Source organism: Pantoea folii (assembly GCF_056678875.1).
In genome coordinates this window covers 260,449-278,999 of sequence record NZ_JBWXON010000002.1, presented here as the reverse complement: position 1 = coordinate 278,999, position 18,551 = coordinate 260,449, and the positions used below count along the sequence as shown (strand labels likewise).

Annotated in this window: 17 protein-coding genes; 12 read left to right on the top strand and 5 right to left on the bottom strand. The window is 53.7% G+C overall.

The genetic code is table 11. The features are described 5' to 3' along the window. Position 1: 1 nt before the first annotated feature. On the top strand, positions 2-1,426 hold the full coding sequence (locus tag AC1MDE_RS04775) for an efflux transporter outer membrane subunit (RefSeq protein WP_283215179.1): 1,425 nt from the start codon (positions 2-4) through the stop codon (positions 1,424-1,426). A 133-nt stretch (positions 1,427-1,559) separates the two neighbouring features. Further along, a complete protein-coding gene (locus AC1MDE_RS04770) occupies positions 1,560-2,144 on the top strand; it encodes a TetR/AcrR family transcriptional regulator (protein WP_237448745.1) in 585 nt (194 codons plus the stop codon). A gap of 2 nt (positions 2,145-2,146) precedes the next feature. Here the strand turns inward: AC1MDE_RS04770 and AC1MDE_RS04765 are convergent, their stop codons facing one another. After that, positions 2,147-2,710 (bottom strand): TetR/AcrR family transcriptional regulator, encoded by a 564-nt coding sequence (locus AC1MDE_RS04765; protein WP_058959940.1) that lies wholly within the window; start codon positions 2,708-2,710, stop codon positions 2,147-2,149. A 222-nt stretch (positions 2,711-2,932) separates the two neighbouring features. Here AC1MDE_RS04765 and AC1MDE_RS04760 point away from each other — a divergent pair, with 222 nt between their 5' ends. The 3 genes from AC1MDE_RS04760 (at position 2,933) to AC1MDE_RS04750 (ending at position 5,452) form a co-directional block, all read left to right on the top strand. After that, on the top strand, positions 2,933-3,613 hold the full coding sequence (locus tag AC1MDE_RS04760) for a pirin family protein (RefSeq protein WP_058959939.1): 681 nt from the start codon (positions 2,933-2,935) through the stop codon (positions 3,611-3,613). A gap of 667 nt (positions 3,614-4,280) precedes the next feature. Next, positions 4,281-4,877, top strand: coding sequence for an NAD(P)H-dependent oxidoreductase (locus tag AC1MDE_RS04755; protein ID WP_479402648.1), 597 nt, complete (start codon positions 4,281-4,283; stop codon positions 4,875-4,877). Beyond that, the gene (locus tag AC1MDE_RS04750; RefSeq protein ID WP_058959937.1) at positions 4,874-5,452 is read left to right on the top strand and encodes a TetR/AcrR family transcriptional regulator; all 579 of its coding nucleotides are present in this window, start codon (positions 4,874-4,876) and stop codon (positions 5,450-5,452) included. Before AC1MDE_RS04755 ends, AC1MDE_RS04750 begins: the two co-directional genes overlap by 4 nt. Here AC1MDE_RS04750 and lplA read toward each other — a convergent pair. From lplA to AC1MDE_RS04735, 3 genes are all read right to left on the bottom strand, one after another. Next, positions 5,445-6,461 (bottom strand): lipoate--protein ligase, encoded by a 1,017-nt coding sequence (lplA, locus tag AC1MDE_RS04745; protein ID WP_058959936.1) that lies wholly within the window; start codon positions 6,459-6,461, stop codon positions 5,445-5,447. The genes AC1MDE_RS04750 and lplA overlap by 8 nt on opposite strands. A gap of 253 nt (positions 6,462-6,714) precedes the next feature. Next, the gene (gene tkt, locus AC1MDE_RS04740; protein ID WP_058959935.1) at positions 6,715-8,706 is read right to left on the bottom strand and encodes a transketolase; all 1,992 of its coding nucleotides are present in this window, start codon (positions 8,704-8,706) and stop codon (positions 6,715-6,717) included. A gap of 29 nt (positions 8,707-8,735) precedes the next feature. Continuing rightward, positions 8,736-9,194 (bottom strand): RpiB/LacA/LacB family sugar-phosphate isomerase, encoded by a 459-nt coding sequence (locus AC1MDE_RS04735; RefSeq protein ID WP_039328632.1) that lies wholly within the window; start codon positions 9,192-9,194, stop codon positions 8,736-8,738. Positions 9,195-9,637: 443 nt separating this feature from the next. Between AC1MDE_RS04735 and AC1MDE_RS04730 the strand changes: the two genes are divergently transcribed. The 6 genes from AC1MDE_RS04730 to AC1MDE_RS04705 all read left to right on the top strand — a co-directional run bounded on the left by AC1MDE_RS04730 (position 9,638) and on the right by AC1MDE_RS04705 (position 16,240). Continuing rightward, positions 9,638-10,972, top strand: a complete 1,335-nt coding sequence (locus tag AC1MDE_RS04730; RefSeq protein ID WP_034823583.1) for an MFS transporter — start codon at positions 9,638-9,640, stop codon at positions 10,970-10,972. 1 nt (position 10,973) lies between these two features. Further along, positions 10,974-12,710 (top strand): dihydroxyacetone kinase family protein, encoded by a 1,737-nt coding sequence (locus tag AC1MDE_RS04725; protein ID WP_480344343.1) that lies wholly within the window; start codon positions 10,974-10,976, stop codon positions 12,708-12,710. Between the two features lie 11 nt (positions 12,711-12,721). Beyond that, positions 12,722-13,495 (top strand): triose-phosphate isomerase family protein, encoded by a 774-nt coding sequence (locus AC1MDE_RS04720; protein WP_479399814.1) that lies wholly within the window; start codon positions 12,722-12,724, stop codon positions 13,493-13,495. Next, positions 13,495-14,313 carry a sugar phosphate isomerase/epimerase family protein gene (locus AC1MDE_RS04715; protein ID WP_034823574.1) on the top strand — a complete coding sequence of 273 codons (819 nt, stop codon included), beginning with the start codon at positions 13,495-13,497 and terminating at the stop codon, positions 14,311-14,313. Before AC1MDE_RS04720 ends, AC1MDE_RS04715 begins: the two co-directional genes overlap by 1 nt. Then, positions 14,310-15,167: a phosphogluconate dehydrogenase C-terminal domain-containing protein gene (locus AC1MDE_RS04710; RefSeq protein WP_034823572.1), complete on the top strand. Its 858-nt coding sequence runs from the start codon at positions 14,310-14,312 to the stop codon at positions 15,165-15,167. Before AC1MDE_RS04715 ends, AC1MDE_RS04710 begins: the two co-directional genes overlap by 4 nt. Positions 15,168-15,274: 107 nt before the next feature. Then, complete coding sequence (locus AC1MDE_RS04705) at positions 15,275-16,240, top strand: sugar-binding transcriptional regulator (RefSeq protein ID WP_200577141.1); 966 nt, start codon at positions 15,275-15,277, stop codon at positions 16,238-16,240. Positions 16,241-16,389: 149 nt separating this feature from the next. Here the strand turns inward: AC1MDE_RS04705 and AC1MDE_RS04700 are convergent, their stop codons facing one another. Further along, positions 16,390-17,166 (bottom strand): type IV toxin-antitoxin system AbiEi family antitoxin domain-containing protein, encoded by a 777-nt coding sequence (locus tag AC1MDE_RS04700; protein WP_480344342.1) that lies wholly within the window; start codon positions 17,164-17,166, stop codon positions 16,390-16,392. Positions 17,167-17,438: 272 nt separating this feature from the next. Here AC1MDE_RS04700 and AC1MDE_RS04695 point away from each other — a divergent pair, with 272 nt between their 5' ends. After that, the gene (locus AC1MDE_RS04695; RefSeq protein ID WP_479398487.1) at positions 17,439-18,542 is read left to right on the top strand and encodes an ABC transporter ATP-binding protein; all 1,104 of its coding nucleotides are present in this window, start codon (positions 17,439-17,441) and stop codon (positions 18,540-18,542) included. Positions 18,543-18,551: the final 9 nt, after the last annotated feature.

Genomic DNA, 18,551 nt, shown 5'->3' with positions numbered 1-18,551 from the left:
TATGTCTGCAAAACTTTTAATGGTGTTTTTGCCGTGTTTCCTTGCGGGTTGCGTATCTCTCGATCCGCATTACGATCGGCCAAAGGATGCGGTGAATACCACCGCGCCCACCGGCGATGCCTATCGGACGTTACAAGGCACACCGGCTAACTATCGTGATATCAGCTGGCAGGATTATGTGCTGGATGCGAAGCTGCGCCAGGTGGTGACGATGGCGCTGGACAGCAGCCGCGATCTACGTGAAGCGGTCGCCAGTGTGAAATCGGCTCATGCTCAGTATGGTGAGCAGCGTGCCGATTTGTTCCCCAGCCTGAGCGCTGGCGTGAGCGGCACACGTTCACGCGCGCTAACCGGGGAGGGAAATCAAACTGCGCTCAGCAATACCTATTCAGCCGAGGGCAGCGTCAGCTCGTTTGAATTGGATCTGTTTGGCAAGAACCAGAGTCTGTCGCGCCAGCAGTATGAAACTTATCTCGGCACGCTGGAGGGCGCCCGCAGTACGCGCCTGACGGTGCTGTATAACACCGTGGATTACTGGCTGCAGCTGGCCGCCGATCGCAGCAATCTGGCGATCGCTAAAGAGACGGCAGAGAGTGCGCGTCAGTCACTGGAAGTGACGCGCAAGCGTCTGGAGAACGGTGTGGATTCGATGGTGGATGTCGCGTCAGCAGAGACCACTTATCAATCTGCTCAGGCGGATGTGGCCAGTTACACCACCAGCGTGGCGCAGGATAAAAACGCGCTGGATCTGGTGGTAGGCAAAAGCGTGCCAGATAATTTGTTGCCTGAAAGCATTGAGTCCATTGGCGATGCATTGAAAGCCGTACCTGCTGGCGTGTCATCGGATGCACTGAATAATCGCCCGGACGTGTTGCAGGCAGAGCACAACTTAAAAGCCGCTAATGCCAATATCGGGGCGGCACGCGCTAACTTCTTCCCAAGCATCTCCCTCACCGCCAGCGGTGGGGTGGGCAGTTCAGATTTGTCTTCGCTGTTCAAGAACGGTGCGGGAATCTGGTCGTTTGCCCCAAGTATCTCGCTGCCGATTTTCAAAGGCGGCTACAACGTTTCCTACCTCAACTACACCAAAGCGCAGAAAGAGTATTACGTGGCGGTGTATGAGAAGGCGGTCCAAACGGCGTTCTCAGAAGTGGCCGATGCGTTGGCACGACGCGGCACCATCAACGATCAGCTGACCAGTCAGCGTAATAATGTTGCTGCTTCGCAAACCTATTACCACCTGGCAGATCTGCGCTATCAAAATGGTGTGGATACCTATCTGAATGCGTTAACTGCACAGCGCACGCTGTATACAGCACGCACCAGCCTGGTGAGTGTTGAGCAGGCTTACTACCAGAACCTCAATACTTTCTACAAAGTGATGGGTGGTGGTACGGCGTTGAAAGAATCTGAACTGAAACTGTGATGATCGCCCCGGGTCGATGCGTTAGCGACCTGGGGAAAAATGTAACCGGATTTATAGCCAGCATATCGGCTATAAATCCCTTCGCGTATGATAGGAAAAAACAATAATAACGCGCCGGCCACTTTTAGGAGTTATGTTGAGCAAATCAGAGAATGACGCCTTCGTGCGACAGCGACAGCAAATAATTATTGCCGCTGCAAAAATATGTTTTAGTCGCTCCGGTTTTCACGGGGCGAGCATGGCTGATATAAGCCGGGAATCAGGTTTGGGTGCAGGGCAGATATATCGTTATTTCGAGAGCAAAGAATTCATCGTCAGTGAAACGATTAAAAGTATAGCCACGAGTTGGCGTGTTTTTTTACAAGATAATCTGCCGAAGCAAAGCAGCACCCGCGATATTATTGATGCGGAATCGCCATTTTGGCAGGACTGGCCCTATCAGGACCGCTGCTTATTACTGGAGATGTATTCGGAAGCGTCGCGTAATCAATCTGTGCGGGAAGTTTTGGCACAAGAAGAACAGCTATTGATTGCTGATTTGGAAAAAGCGTTTAGCCGCCAGTATGCTCAAGTGAGTCCACAGCAGCGTAATGAGCGTATCCAATTTTTGTTAATGTTGGTAGACGGTGTTGCCTGCCGCGCATTTGGTGATAAGAACCTGGATCATCACGAACAGGGCAGGATCAATGGCATTCTCACACATCATTTGTTTGGCTGATTTCAGGCCATATCATGCTGATTGATGTCACGCGTGATGGCATCAAAAAAGGGCATAAATCCGTCGGGCACGTCACGTTGTTTCATGCAACGGCGAATGATCATCCCATCAATCACCAGAGAGATGATATGCAGTCGGGTGTTGATGACGTCGGCTTTCAGCGCCGGATTGAGCGTCTGCTCCTGAGCAATAAAGTTGTTTTTTAATACCAACCACGCATCATTCATTATCTGACGAATACGCTCGTTACGTGTGGCTTCAGATGAGACTTCCATCAACAAGACAATACTGTGCTCAACTTCGGGCGGCACAATGTCCTGCACCGAATGCGTGACGCCTCCCGCATGGGCAATTCGTTCAAAATCAGCGTTTAATAATGCGATCATGCGTTGCACCACATTGGTCACCAGCGCTTCGATAATGGCATCTTTGTTTTTATAATATTTATAAATTAAACCAATGCTAACATTTGCCTGGCTGGCAATATTCTGAATAGACGTTTGATGAAACCCTTTTAGGCGCATGCACTGTTCAGCTGCATCAAGAATCTGTTCGCTGCGATTCATGTTATTTACTCATCACGGAAAAGCGTATTTTACGCAAAAACAATCAGCCTGACTAATCCTGAATGCTAAATAGTCGCGTTCTTTAGATTGTTTCTTTTTCTTATTATTGCTGTTAGTTATCAATATTCAAAAATTTTGACTTAAGTGAGCAAATTGCACACCTGTTCAGGGATTTTCTTGTCGCTATCATGATGAGCATAGCCACATTTTGAGGAGCAAATTATGAACGTAATGCGTGCCCAGCGTGACCAACTGTTTGAATACGGTCCCTTTACCATCCGCCGGCAACGGCCTGGCGAGGCTCTTGGACCGCTGACGGTTATTGATCAGATGTCGTTGAAAATGGATGCGCGTATTCCGATGCACAGCCGTCAGGACGAAGAGATTTTCAGCTACGTCTGGCGTGGTTCGGCGCAGCACCTTGCTGAAAATGGCGACAAAACCGCGCTGAATGCCAAACGCGCTATGGTGGTGAGTGCAGGAAGTGGCGTGCGTTATGAAGAGTCTGCGCCTTTTGTCGAAACCGAGATGTTGCAGGCTTATATCCGTCCGGCCAAAAGCGGCGGTGCACCACGCACCCTGGATTTTACTCGCGCTGATGGGGTGCCGCTCAACGCCTGGACATTGCTGGCGGGCCCCGAAACTAGCGACGCACCGCTGCCGTTGGGTCAGGCGGTGTTTATTTATGATCTGAAAGTGGAGCGGGGCGCACAGGTTGAGGTGCCACACCTTGCCGGTTACTCAACATGGCTGACCTTGCTGGATGGCATTGTGACTGTTGGCGAGGAGCGGCTGTTGCAGGGGGATTCTATCAGTGAGCAGGGCGCATTACCTGTCTTGCGAGGCGAGCGTGACGCGATAGTGATTGCTTTTTTGGTGAGTGACGGTGTCACGTTTGTGTGAGTGCAGGCTGCCATTGTTAAATCAATGGCAGCTTTTTGTGTGCGGTGGTGCGGGCCGTAGCACCTCTGCTGCTGCCGGGCAGTCCTCGCGCCGCTGACGCGGTGCCCTCGGCTTCCACGTCGTGCCGACGGACCGTTCGGGGATCGACCATCCCTGGTCGGCCCCGAACTGATCCACGCATCCCTGCGTGGATCTCCTGGCCCTACTTAAAAGCCTCAGCGCTGCGGATAGCCCTTGCAGCATCAGAGGCGCTACCGCCATTCATATGGTGCCCGTTTTGATAAAACCCACTGAAGGTGCCGAGCAGACTTAGGTCAATTTGAGAGGATGCCTTGATTCAATCCACCAGATTTAATTCTTTCAACAACACGCATTGAATCAAACGAGAAAGCCAGACCCTAAGCGACTCCAGCATGCGTCATCACCTGCGCACCCAGACAATTACAGCCAACACCTTCGACACTCAGCAACCTGGCCAATCAACCTCAGACTTTATTATCGCCTCTGCCTCCAATCACTCCACCACCAGCCAATCCCAAAACGCTGTCATCACCCGTCATACCAACCAAAGGCATCACACGCTCAAGTCCAACAGCAAACGAATAATTGACAGTCTACCACTAGTAAGTTACCAATAGTAGGTCAATCATTGTCGGAGTTTAACCCCATGCACACGCTTATCGTTACGGCCCATCCTGACCACCATTCACACACCCATGCTGTGGTTGAACAGCTGGTTAAAGGCATTTCAGCGAGCGGCCAACACAGTGTTGAAATCGCCGATTTAGCGGCTGAGCACTTTGATCCACGCTTCAATCAGGCGGATGTCGATCAGTTTAAATCGGGAACCCCTTCGCCTCAGGATGTATTGGCCGAACAGCAGCGTCTGAATCGTGCCGATGCGCTGGTATTGGTGTATCCGATTTACTGGTGGTCTTTCCCGGCACAATTAAAAGGGTGGATTGACCGCGTGTTTACTCAGGGCTGGGCGTATGACGACACCGGCGAAAAGGTCATCAAAAAGTTGGGTCATTTGCAGGTGCATCTGCTGGCACTGGGTGCGGCGAATACGCGCACTTATCTGCGACGTGGCTATTTCAGCAGCATGCGAACTCAGATTGATGAGGGAATATTTGGTTATTGCGGCGCGCCGGTGATCACCAGCGAACTGTTGTTGCCGTCCGATGAGGGTTATCCTGATGCGCATTACGCGCTTGCCCGGCAGCTTGGGCAGCGACTTTTCACTTTGAAGGAACCTGCATGAACTCACCCACGCGCCAGCGTATGACCTTTGACGCCCGCCGCGAGCAGCTGATTAACACAGCGTGGAATCTGGTGCGAGAGCACGGCAGCGATGCCCTTACGCTTGGGCGAGTGGCCATTGAAGCGGGTGTCAGCAAGCCTGTGGTGTATGAGCATTTTGGCACCCGCCACGGTTTGCTCGCTGCGCTGTATGAAGACTTCGATATGCGGCAAAACGCTGTTATTGACGCGGCGATGGCAAAAGCGGGAGACGATCTGGCAGAACGCGCCAGCACGGTGGCGGCTTGCTACGTAAACTGCGTACTGACACAAGGGCGCGAAATTCCCGATGTGCTGTCAGCACTCAATAGCTCGCCTGAACTGGCTGAAGTAAAGCGCAAATACCAACTCGATTTTATGGCAAAGCTTCGTCTGTGGTTTACTGAGGCGAAGCTGCCGCAATCCAGCCTGTGGGGCTTACTGGGCGCGGCAGACGCCCTCTCAAACGCTGTAGTGTGCGGCGATATCCGACAACTGGATGGCGTAAAAGAATTGCAGGGACTGATTGAGGCGCTGGTGCAGCGCCACCTTATCTGATGCTGTTCACCAGCCAGTTTGTTAGTTCGGTGAGTTCCTTCTGCTGTTCCGGAAACGCCGCAATCAGTTTCTGCATTTCAGCCTGCAGTGACTCCGGTCGATACGCCACACCGTGCAACTGCATCGCCAGCGTTTCTAGCGGTGCGGGATTGAGGCTATCGGTGAAAATTTGACTGCGGGTAATGGTGCCACGCTCAACGTCAAAGTGAATCTCAACGCCACCCCAGACAAAACGTTCCTGCAGCAGATGTGAGAAATCAGGCGCCTGACCAAAATTCCACTCCCAGCTGCTCTGGCGGGCGAACTGCGCCTTAAAGCCGGGAAGGTCAGGCAGGGCTTCCGGTGAAATAAACTCGGGCTCGCAGGTTTCATGGTAATGCGCGAAGTAAGCCGCAATCACCTCACGACGGATGTCTGCAAACCGGATATCAGGAATAAAATCCGCGATGTTCGCCACGCGGGAACGCACCGAGGTGATCCCTTTGGCCTGAAGCTTTTTGATGTCCGGGTTGAGGTAATCGGCAAGGCGCGACAGATCGGCGCTCATCAGGAAAGTGCCGTGGTGAAAACCGCGATCCGGCGTTTCACGATAGGCGGAACCGGAAATCTTACGCATATCGCCATTCACATTGACCACGATGTCATTGCGACCGGAGGCTTCGGCGCGCATACCCAGCTTCTCAAGCGCCTGCAAAATAATCGCCGTCGAGACGGTTTTGTCATACTCCGGTTTACCGGCCATAAAGGTGAAACAGGCGTTGCCCAAATCATGAAACACTGCACCGCCGCCGCTGCTGCGTCGCGCCAGTTTGATGCCATCTTCCGCCATCCGACGCGTGTTGCACTCTTTCCACGGGTTTTGCGCGCGGCCAATCACCACCGTTTCAGCGTTCTGCCATAAGAACAATACGCGCTGCGTGGTAGGCATCTGACGGAATATGCACTCTTCCACCGCGAGGTTAAACCAGGGATCGTGTGAATCAGAGATCAGCAAACGTAAGGTGGACATGTTTCCTCCAGTTCCGTGAGAAAAGGGCAAGCGGAGGACAGAATACGCTGATTCGGATGCAAAGATAAGCGGAGTGATTTTCGTGTTGAGTCAGGTACGCATCCTGCAACCAGAGGACGCCATTGATGATGTCACGCCGAGCGGGAAATCAGTGCTGTGTTGAAATGGCTGAAAAAGGGCGGCATTCCTGCCGCCCCTCGGTGCATCTCACGTCTTATCTGGCTAACCGCAAGCCATTTTTGGCGCTGGCTATTTACAGAATCGATTTCGCCGTTTGAACCACGTTTTCCACGGTGAAGCCAAACTCTTTGAACAGCAGTTCCGCTGGCGCGGATTCGCCGAAAGTGGTCATGCCGACAATCGCGCCGTGCAGACCGGTGTACTTGAACCAGTAATCGGCGATACCGGCTTCGATCGCCACACGCGCGGCCACCGCTTTAGGGAGCACAGATTCACGGTAAGCCGCGTCCTGCTTGTCGAAGGCGTCGGTTGAAGGCATCGAAACTACGCGCACCTTACGGCCCTCGCCCGTCAATTGCTCATACGCAGCAACCGCCAGCTCAACTTCTGAACCGGTGGCGATGAGGATCAGCTCTGGAACCCCTTCACTGTCTTTCAACACATAACCGCCGCGCACCACGTTAGCCAACTGTTCAGCAGTACGATCTTGCTGCGCCAGATTCTGACGCGAGAAGATTAAGGCAGTAGGGCCGTTGACGCGCTCAATCGCGTATTTCCATGCCACCGCAGACTCAACCTGATCACACGGACGCCATAAGCTCATGTTCGGCGTCACGCGCAAACTGGCCATCTGCTCAACCGGCTGGTGGGTGGGGCCATCTTCGCCTAAGCCGATGGAGTCATGGGTGTAGACCATGATCTGACGCACTTTCATCAACGCCGCCATACGTGCCGCATTGCGCGCGTACTCGACAAACATCAGGAAGGTAGCGGTGTAAGGCAGGAAACCACCGTGCAGCGCGATACCGTTGGCGATCGCGGTCATACCGAATTCACGCACGCCGTAATGAATGTAATTCCCAGCGGGATCTTCATTGATCGGCTTAGAGCCCGACCACATCGTCAGGTTGCTGGGTGCCAGGTCAGCAGAACCCCCAAGGTATTCCGGCAGAATCTTGCCAAAGGCTTCAATCGCATTTTGCGACGCTTTACGGCTGGCGATTTTCGCCGGAGTGGCCTGCAACTGTTCGATAAAGGCTTGTGATTCACTTTCCCAGTTGGCAGGCAACTCGTTGTTCACGCGGCGTGTAAACTCCGCCGCCAGTTCCGGGTAAGCCTCGGCATAGCCCGCGATTTTGGCATCCCACGCGGACTCTTTTGCCTGACCGGCTTCTCTGGCATCCCACTGTGCATAAAGTTCTGAAGGGACTTCGAACGGCGCGTGGTTCCAGCCCAGCTGTTGGCGGGTCTGTGCAATTTCGTCGTCGCCCAGCGGCGCGCCATGCACATCGTGAGTACCCGCTTTATTCGGTGAGCCAAAACCAATCACGGTTTTGCACATCAGCAGAGAAGGCTTGTCCGGGACCGCTTTGGCTGCTTCAACCGCTTTCTTAATCGCGTCGCCGTCATGACCGTCTACGTCACGCACCACGTGCCAGCCGTACGCTTCGAAACGGGCGGCGGTATCGTCGGTGAACCAGCCATCAACGTGACCATCAATAGAGATGCCGTTGTCATCATAGAAGGCCACCAGTTTCCCCAGCTTCAGCGTCCCGGCGATGGAGCAGACTTCGTGTGAAATGCCCTCCATCATGCAGCCATCGCCCATAAACACATAGGTATGGTGATCAACGATGTCGTGGCCAGGACGGTTAAACTGCGCCGCCAGCGTACGTTCGGCGATCGCGAAGCCGACGGCATTGGCGATCCCCTGACCCAGCGGGCCGGTGGTGGTTTCAACGCCTGGCGTATAACCGTATTCCGGATGACCCGGCGTTTTTGAATGCAGTTGACGGAAATTCTTCAGTTCGCTGAGTGGCAGATCATAACCGCTCAGGTGCAGCAGGCTGTAAATCAGCATCGAACCGTGGCCATTCGACAGGACGAAGCGGTCGCGGTTAGCCCACTTAGGATTGTTTGGATTGTGCTGTAAAAAATCGAGCCATAAAACTTCGGCGATGTCCGCCATGCCCATCGGGGCACCCGGATGACCTGACTTGGCTTGTTGTACGCCATCCATGCTTAAAGCACGGATGGCGTTGGCTCTTTCCCGGCGTGTTGACATAAGGTTCTCCAGAGGTAAGAAGTCGGTGATTATTTAGTATGTGAAACTTGTTCGTAGTAACCGATCTTCTCGACTTTGGCGGTGGAGCCACCACCTTCAAACTCTGAGGCCAGCCAGGCATTGACGATGTTCTTCGCCAGTTCAGGTCCGATAACGCGTGCGCCCATGGTCATGATCTGAGCATTGTTGCTTTTACGGGCACGTTCAGCAGAGAAGGTGTCATGGCACTGTGCCGCACGCACGCCTTCCACTTTGTTGGCCACGATTGCCACGCCGATACCGGTGCCGCACAGCAGGATGCCGCGCTCAAATTCATTCTTCTGGATAGCGGTTGCCAGCGCAAATGCCACATCCGGGTACATCGGACGGTCATTTTGTGCGTCATTGGTGTAGTCCGTCACTTGAAAGTCTTTCTCTTCAAGCAGTTTTTTAATGATGTTTTTCAATTCGATAGCCGCATCATCGGCGCCAATTGCGATAGTTTTCATCGTCATTCTCCAGCAGGGTTTAGTTCTGACGCCTGAACGTTTGTTATGCAGGCGAGAAGATGTTCATCGATAGCCTGCCACAAATCCAATCATATGTTCAATGGTTGTTCATGTGTCTTACGTGCTGATTTAGTGATGCAAAGCGCGAAGGGTGCTGATACCGCGCGGATTGCGCTGCATTTCTGCGTATTTTTCCGATTCAGGGCCAAAATCAAATCTCATGAGCAGGCTCACATTTTCAAGCATTGCAGTTGAGAGATGTACATTTATACGTGTAGTGTTCATTTGTTCGCATAACGATACCAATGTACAAGAAGACCCCTTGAGGACTCGAACATGTGTCATTTACACCGTACCTCTCAGTACACCTGCAGCCAGCGCTCATTTCGCGTCTGGTCAACACCAAACAACAGTTCTAACCACGCACGTCACGGAGGTGCGTTATGAGTCAGCAAAACATGACGGCGGTTGAGAAATCCGCTATCAGCAAAATCTCCTGGCGTCTGGTGCCTTTCGTGGCACTGATGTTCTTTATTAACTTCCTTGACCGCACCGCAATTTCTTTTGCTGGCCCTAATGGCATGACGCAGGACCTCGGTCTGACAGGCGTGCAGTTTGGTCTGGCATCCGGCATCTTCTTTATCGGTTATATCCTGCTGGAAGTGCCGAGCAACCTGGCGTTGCATAAGTTCGGCGCACGTCGCTGGCTGGCACGCATCATGATCAGCTGGGGTATCGTCTCGCTGCTGTTCACCTGGGTGAGCAGTGTCGAAGGCCTGTATACGCTGCGCCTGCTGCTGGGTATTGCTGAAGCGGGCTTCTTCCCGGGTGCGATTCTTTATCTGAGCATGTGGGTACCGGGACGTCATCGCAGCAAAATCCTGTCCTTGTTCTATCTGGCACAGCCGCTGACCGTCGTATTCGGTGCGCCCCTGGCGGCAGGTTTGATTGAGCAACACGGTCTGTTTGGTCTGGATGGCTGGCGCGTGATGTTCCTGGGTGTTTCCATCCCAGCGATTCTGATCGGTATTGTGGCGCTGTTCTGGCTGGTGGATTCACCGCGTCAGGCGAAATGGTTAACCGCAGATGAGAAGACCTGGCTGACCAACGAGCTGGAAGCGGAGCATCAACAGAAGCAGGGACATAAGAAACATAGCCTGCGCTCCGTAATGGGCAACGGCCGTGTGTGGACGCTGTGCCTGATCTACTTCGGCTTTATCTATGGCCTGTATGCGCTGGCCTTCTTCCTGCCAACCATTATCGGCGGCTTCCAGCAGCAGTTCGGCACTACCTTTAACGTGATGCAGAAGGGATTGATCACCGGCGTGCCATACCTGATTGCGGCTGTGGTGATGTACTTCTGGTCAAAAGATGCCACCCGTCGTGGTTGCAAAACCTGGCACATCGCGATTCCAGCGCTGGCCGGTGGTATCAGCGTGCCACTGGCGCTGTATATGGATTCACCGTTCACCACCATCATGGTGATTGCGATTACTGCCAGTTCCATCTTTGCTGCCTTGCCTAACTTCTGGACGCTGCCAACGCAGTTCCTGACCGGCGCGTCAGCCGCAGCGGCTATCGCACTTATCAACACCTTAGGAAACGTGGCGGGCTTCTCCGCGGGCTACATCACTGGCGCACTGCACGACGCCACCAACAGCTATGTGTTACCGATGTTCGTGGTCGGTGGCTTCATGCTGCTGTCAGCCGTCCTTATGCTGTTATTGAATCGCCAGCGCCCGCAGTCTCAGCCGACCTCTATCGCACAGGAGCACTAAAATGACGTACCTGTTTAACCAACCTTCAGCCTTTGCTGCTGAACTCATTGAAGGCTTTGTCGCCGCCAACGCCGATAAAGTTCGTCAGGTCACCGGTGGAGTGGTGCGCAGCACGCGCAGCCAACCGAATACGGTTGCGGTGATTGTGGGCGGCGGTTCCGGTCATTATCCGGCCTTCGCCGGGTTGGTTGGACAAGGTCTGGCACACGGCGCAGCCATGGGGAACCTGTTTGCTTCGCCGTCTGCTCAGCAGATCTACAACGTGGCAAGAGCGGCACATAACGGCGCGGGCGTGTTGCTGATGTTCGGAAACTATGCGGGCGATGTGCTGCACTTCGGCCAGGCTTGCGAACGCCTGCGTGCCGAAGGTATTGCCTGTGAAATTCTGGCGGTAACGGACGATATTTCCAGCGCCAGTAAAGACGAACGGGTGAAGCGCCGTGGTGTGGCCGGGGATTTGTGCGTGTTTAAGGCGGCGTGTGCAGCAGCGGAAGCGGGCGATGATTTAGCCTCCGTACTTAAGAAGTCGCAGCATGCTAACGATCGTACGCGGACTTTCGGTGTGGCATTTGGCGGATGTACCTTGCCGGGTGCCACGCATCCCTTATTTGAAGTCGAGAAAGGGCGCATGGCGCTCGGTCTGGGCATCCACGGTGAGCCGGGTATCAGTGAGACTGATGTGCCCAGTGCCGATGAGTTGGCCGAGTTGTTTGTTGAACGTCTGCTAGGCGAAGTACCTGCCGACGTCAAACAGATTGAAGGTCATCGCGTAGCGGTGATCCTCAACGGTTTGGGTTCAGTGAAGTATGAAGAGTTATTCGTGGTGTATCGCCGCGTGGCACAACTGCTGGACGCTGCAGGACTTAAAGTGGTTCAGCCCGATGTCGGTGAGTTTGTTACCAGCTTCAACATGGCGGGCGCATCGCTGACGCTGATGTGGTTGGACGATGAGCTGGAGACACTGTGGTGTGCGCCGGCAAATGCACCAGCCTATCGCAAAGGAAGCGTGCTGATCGCGGAACCGCTTAGTGCGGAAGAGCGTGAAGAGAGCACGGAAGAAGCATTGCCGCAGGCTTCAGCTGAGTCACAGCAGAGCGCACAGCGCGTGTTACATATCCTGGAATTAGTGGCAGACTTGTTACAGCGTAACGCGAAAAAATTAGGTGATATCGATGCAGTGGCCGGTGACGGTGACCACGGTATCGGTATGGAACGTGGCGTGCTGGGCGCGGTGGAGAAGGCACGTGAAGTGGCTGCGCGTGGTGCAGGTGCCGGCAGCCTGTTGTGCCGTGCTGCTGATGCCTGGGCCGATAAAGCCGGCGGCACCTCGGGTGCACTGTGGGGGGTGGCATTGACTGCGCTGGGTACGGCGGTCGGCGATCAGCAGTCACCGAATGCGCAACGCGTTGCAACCGGCGTACGCGAAGCCAAAGAGGGCATTATGCACTTTGGCAAAGCGAAGGTGGGCGATAAAACCATGGTCGACGTATTGGTGCCGTTTAGCGATAGCCTGAATGCAGCCGTTGCAGAAGGCGCGTCCTTGACCGACGCCTGGTTAGTGGCGGCGCAGGTAGCCGATAAGGCCGCACAAGACACCGCACAGTTGGTGCCGAAAATGGGTCGCGCGCGTCCGTTAGCCGAGAAAAGTGTCGGTACCCCAGATGCGGGTGCGATTTCTCTGGCGATGATCGTCAATACTGTTGGCGAACTGCTTAAAGAACATAAAGCCTCTCAGTAAGGAGCGTAATGATGTCTCAGCCCAAAATCTGGCTCGGCGTCAGCCTGAAAATGTATTTCGGTTACCAGCAGACACTGGACTGGTGCCGCAAAGTCGCCGGATTGGCTCAGTTGCCGGCGGTGAAAAACGGTGATGTCGGGTTGTTTGTGCTGCCCGCTTATCCGGCTATTCCCGCTGTGGCTGACATTTTCGCAAAAACACCGGTTCGCTTTGGCGGTCAGGATGTGTGTCAGGCTGAAAACGGCGCCTGGACCGGTGAAGTCAGCGCCAGCATGTTGCAGGAGCTGGGCTGCTCACTGGCAGAAATCGGTCACGCCGAACGTCGTCGCCACTTTCATGAAGACAAAGCGCAGATCGCCGCGAAAGTCGCCATGTCACTGCGTCACGGGTTAACGCCGGTATTGTGCATCGGCGAAGAACAGCAGGCTGAGCCGGAGCAGGCCATCGCGCTATGCGAGCTGCAGCTGGAGGAAGCATTGGCCGATGCGGTGCAACAAGGTTTACGCGGCGAAGTGTTCTTTGCCTATGAGCCGCAGTGGGCGATTGGTGCGCCACAACCTGCACCGGATAGCTATATCCGCGCAGTGTGTTCGGGCCTGCAACAGCTGAAAACACCGGATGGAATTAGCTTAAAAATTATTTACGGCGGCAGCGCCGGGCCGGGGCTGATTCAGCGTCTGGGGACTGACGTTCATGGTCTGTTCCTGGGCCGTTTTGCCCACGACCCAAATGCACTGGCGCAAATCATTGAAGAGGCCAGCGTGCTGGCGAAGGAGATCCGTTAATGAGCCGTATCGGACTCAGTACGTATGCCTTTTTCTGGCGCATGTCCAGCAAAGTGCCCAATCCGCTGACGCTGGAGCAGATGCTGCAGCAGACCGCCGAGATGGATGTGTCGGTATTCCAGATTTGTGATTATCCGGCGATTGAAAGTTGGTCTGATGCGCAGTTGCAGGACCTTCGCCAACTGGCCGATAAGCTGGGTATCACGCTGGAGCTGGGCACACGCGGTTTAGGCACTGCGCATCTGCGTCGCTATCTGCATATGGCGAACATTCTTGATGCCCATGTGGTGCGCTCCATGTTCTACACCGCCGATCACCGTCCGTCACTGGATGAAGCGGCAGAGTTGATTGGTGCGGTGTTGCCTGATTTCGCGCGTCAGCAGGTGCGTCTGTGCCTGGAGACCTATGAGCAGGTCAACAGCGGCGCGATGATGTCGGTCATTAACAAGTTTCTGTCGCCGTGGTTGTGCGTGTGTCTCGATCCCGCTAACTGCGTGGCTGGCCTGGAATTGCCCGAACAGGTGATCGCCAACACCGCCGCACGCGTCGGCAATCTGCACATTAAAGACTTTGCCTTTACGCGTCGTGATGGCTGGGTCGGCTTTACCTATGCTGGCTGCCTGATGGGCGAAGGCTTGCTGGATTATGACCGGATGATCGCCAGCGTGCGTCCGGCCGAAAGAGAGATTAACCAAATTGTCGAACACTGGTTGCCGTGGCAGGACGATGCTGCGTTGACCTGCGAGCGCGAAGCCGAATGGACGCGCCGTACCGTTGAATTCTTACGTAGTAAACAAGATCAGGAGTTATACCAATGAGCAATGCATTGAAAACCATCACCGTAATTGGCGCAGGCGGCAAAATGGGTATGCGCATTTCTGCTAACTTCCAGAAAAGCGACTACCAGGTGTTTTACGTCGAGAACTCACCGAAGGCGCAGGAGCAAGTGACGGCGCAAGGTCGTGAGTTGTCTGATGCCGCTTCCGTTGTGCCGGTCAGTGACGTGGTGATTCTGGCGGTACCGGATATCGTGCTGGGCAAAGTGTCTGAGGGCGTGGTGCCACAGATGAAGGCCGGTGCGATCCTGCTGACGCTGGACCCGGCTGCGGCTTACGCAAACCTGATCGCCCATCGTGATGGCATCGAATATGCGGTGGCGCACCCTTGCCATCCATCCGTATTCCTCGAGCGCTACACCAAAGAAGAGCACGCGGATGCCTTCGGTGGTATCGCTGCGGTACAGCACGTAGCGGCTTCGTATGAAACCGGCTCCGATGCGCAGAAAGCTGAGCTGAGCAAAGTGATCAGCGTGATGTACGGCCCGGTTGAAGAAGTGCATTGGGTTACCGTCACGCAATTGGCTTACCTTGAGCCGACGCTGGTAGAAACCGTAGCCTGCATGGTGGGCGCTTTTATGAAAGAAGCGTTGGATGAGACCGTTAAGCACAGCGGCGTGCCGGAAGAAGCGGCCAAAGCGATGCTGTATGGCCATATTCAGATCGCACTGGCAGTAGCCTTCCGCGCCACCAACCCGTTCTCTGATGCCTGCATGATTGCCATGGAATACGGTCGCGAGAAGATTGTGAAGCCAGACTGGAAACAGATCTTCGATCAGAAAGAGCTGGATATCGTGATTGCTCGCATGCTGAAAATCGACGCCATCAAGCGTTAAGCGTGACGCAACCTGCGACTCGCCTCGCTGCTGTCTGGCGAAGTGAGTCGTATCAATGATATAACTCCTTCCCTAAATCAGGTGTCACGATACAAGACAGGTAACGGATGGAAAAAAACTCGCTTTCTCAGGACTCCGAGCTGCTGACAGAAATTGCGGTGGCCTATTATCAGGACGAAATCACCCAGGAGGAGATTGCGCGTAAGTTTGGGATATCCCGCATTAAGGTTGGCCGACTGCTTAAACGCGCACGCGAAGAGGGCATCGTCGAAATTAATGTGCGCTACCATCCGGTGTTCAGTACGCGCCTTGAACAACAGCTGCAAAACCGTTTCCCTCAACTGCAACGTGCTCTCATCGCACTGGATTCGCCGGACGATGAAGAACAGCGTCGTCAGGTAGCGGCGTTAGTCTCAGCCCATCTGGCACAATCATTAAAAGACAATGCGATTGTCGCTGTCGGACAAGGGCGTAACGTCGCCGCTGTCGCCGATTATCCCGGCCAGGTGCCGACACGTAACTGCCTGTTTATCAGCGGCATTGGTGGGACTCATCGTCCCGGTGATGCGATTAACGCCGATCACATCAGCCGTCGACTCGCCAAGAAGTTTGGTGGTATCAGTGAAACCCTGTACGCACCTGCCTATGTCGAGAACCGCGCACTGCGCGATGCCTTTATGCAGAATGGCACCATCAAAGAGACGCTCGACCGCGCACGTAAAGCGGATGTGGCGCTGGTGGGTATCGGTGATATGAATGAAAACAGCTACATGGTGAAACTCGGTTGGTTTACGCCGCATGAGATTATTGATGCGCATGTGAATCAGGGCGTCACCGGGGATGTTGCGGGTTATGACTTCTTCAACGCCCAGGGACAGCATGTGGATACGGTGATGAATGACCGGGTGATTGGTCTTAGCATCGAGGAATTACGTAAAATTCCCTGCGTGATTGCTATTGCCTCCGAGAATACCAAAGCGATGGCACTGCTCGGCGCACTGCGTACTGGAGCAATCGATATTGTGGCGACCACGGCGCAAAATATTCGGACGATTTTGAGTATGTCGCAGTAAATCCTATTCCGTGGCTAAGCCATGCTGCATGGCTTAGCTAAGTGGTTATTAGCAATACCTCTTTGAGTTTCGCCAGCGCCTCAGTGTGTTTAGATGGCTGCATATTCAATAAATTATGTAATTCCACCAATAAACACTTTGGCGGTCCATTAATTCGACTCCCTGGGGACGGTAATATTCCATGTTTTATCCAATCTGCCGCCACGTGCTATTTCACGTTTACCCACACCTAAATCATATTCTTCCGGCTTAAGGTATTTGAACCAGGCATGATTATGCTGCTGAGACAGCCATAAAAATAATCGTTTGCTCTTGATGCTGGAGCTGGCACGCAAAAGCGCATCCACTTTTTTGGGCGATAGAGTAGGCAAGCTCTGCATCAGTTGATCTGCATGTTCAAAGCTCATTGCTGTTGGAACCCCGGCCAGCGCCTCAAGAATCGCTTTTTCGGGTGTAGAGTAGAGCAAGGGCGGAAGTGACTCTCGCCAGTTATCTGCACGAAGATAGCGTATTTCCTGCATCAGTGAAGCTGGCCATAACCGGCGGGTGCTGTGCCATGCAAAATGAATGTTGCTGTCAATTTTATTCAGCCATGCAGGCAAAGCCGTTTCTGCGTATAGCTCGATGTGGATATGTTTGCTACGTGATTGATAATGTGCGAGTCCTTCCAGATCGAGTGCGCTCAATCCGCCGACATGGACGGGGAAGAGACTCATTCTTTGCAATGAGGTGACAACGCCTTTCCAGTTAACCTGCGATGTTTCGCGGACGTACACCCCAGGGGTCAGTGTCAGCAAGGTTTGGCTTTTGACCGCGTTATCAATGAAGTGCGGATTTAAACCCTGTGTCACCAACCAGGGTTTAGTGGCGAGTAATCCCACAGGAAGTATCTGTTTCAGCCTTTGACGACTTTCAGCGTTCAACATTGCTTTTGGTTTGCATAATGGTCATATGACGGCAATTATCGCCGTTAATTTCAAATTAAGCAAACCAGATGGAAGTTATGGTTTGTTGTGTTTGAGTTGCACGGCAATTATCGCCGCCCTTTTGACTTTATATAAACTGCACGGCAGGTTGTTTCACTCCCTTATAACAGCAGGGTAGCCTGTTCCAGTCACCCAACCGTCACCCCAGTAACATAAATCCTTCATTTACCTGAGCTAGCTTACCGCCATTCTGTTTTCAGGACTGCGGATGCATGAGCCACCTTTCGCTACATCACATCACTAAAGCCTGGGGCGACAAAATTGCCCTCAATGACATCACCTTTGATGCCGCAGAAGGGAGCTTTGTTGCGCTGCTTGGGCCCTCCGGTTGTGGGAAATCCACACTGCTGCGCACCATTGCCGGGCTGGAAACCGCCGACCGCGGCGAGATCCACTTTAAACACGCTGAAATCACTCATTTGCCCCCATCGCAGCGCAAGCTATCGATGGTGTTTCAATCCTATGCGCTGTTTCCGCATCTGAATGTTCGTGAGAACCTGCTGTTTGGTTTAAAGGCACGCGGTGAAGATAAGCAGACTTTTACGGCCCGACTGGATGACGTCAGCAAGCTGATGGAACTGGATAAGTTGCTTGATCGCCTGCCGTCGCAACTGTCTGGGGGTCAACAGCAACGTGTGGCGTTGGGAAGGGCGGTTATCGCGAATAACAACCTGTGTCTGATGGATGAGCCACTGTCTAACCTCGATGCCAAGCTGCGGCAGAGCATGCGCCGTGAGATTCGTGCCTTACAGAAGAAGCTGGGGCTCACCATGCTGTATGTCACGCACGACCAGACCGAAGCGATGAGCATGGCGGACAGTATTATTCTGCTGAATGACGGCCACATCGAGCAGCAAGGCACACCGAACGATCTCTATAACAATCCCGCCACGGTTTTTGCCGCGCAGTTTATCGGCGCACCACCCATGAATATCCTGCCGTTGCACAACAAAGAAAACCGTCATTACCTGAGCCACTTACCGGCCCAGGTGGTTGAGCATTGCGATGAGGTGGCATTGAGTCTCGGTTTACGAGCGGAAGATATTCAGCTGATCTCACCTGAACACGCGGCGCTAAAAGCCAGAGTCATCAGCTACGAATACATGGGTGCTGATACCTTGCTGGTGTGCCAACTCGCGGGTCTGTCCGATGCCATCACCGTGAAAGTGCCCGGCATGCAGCATTTTGTCGAGGATAGCCAGGTCGGATTGCAGTGGTCTGCAGCTCGCCAATATTTGTTTTCCACCACGACTGGCAAACGCTGTGCGTCTGCCGAGCAACAGATGTTTGTTTCACAGAAAAAATACGCTGTTTAACCGTTGTTT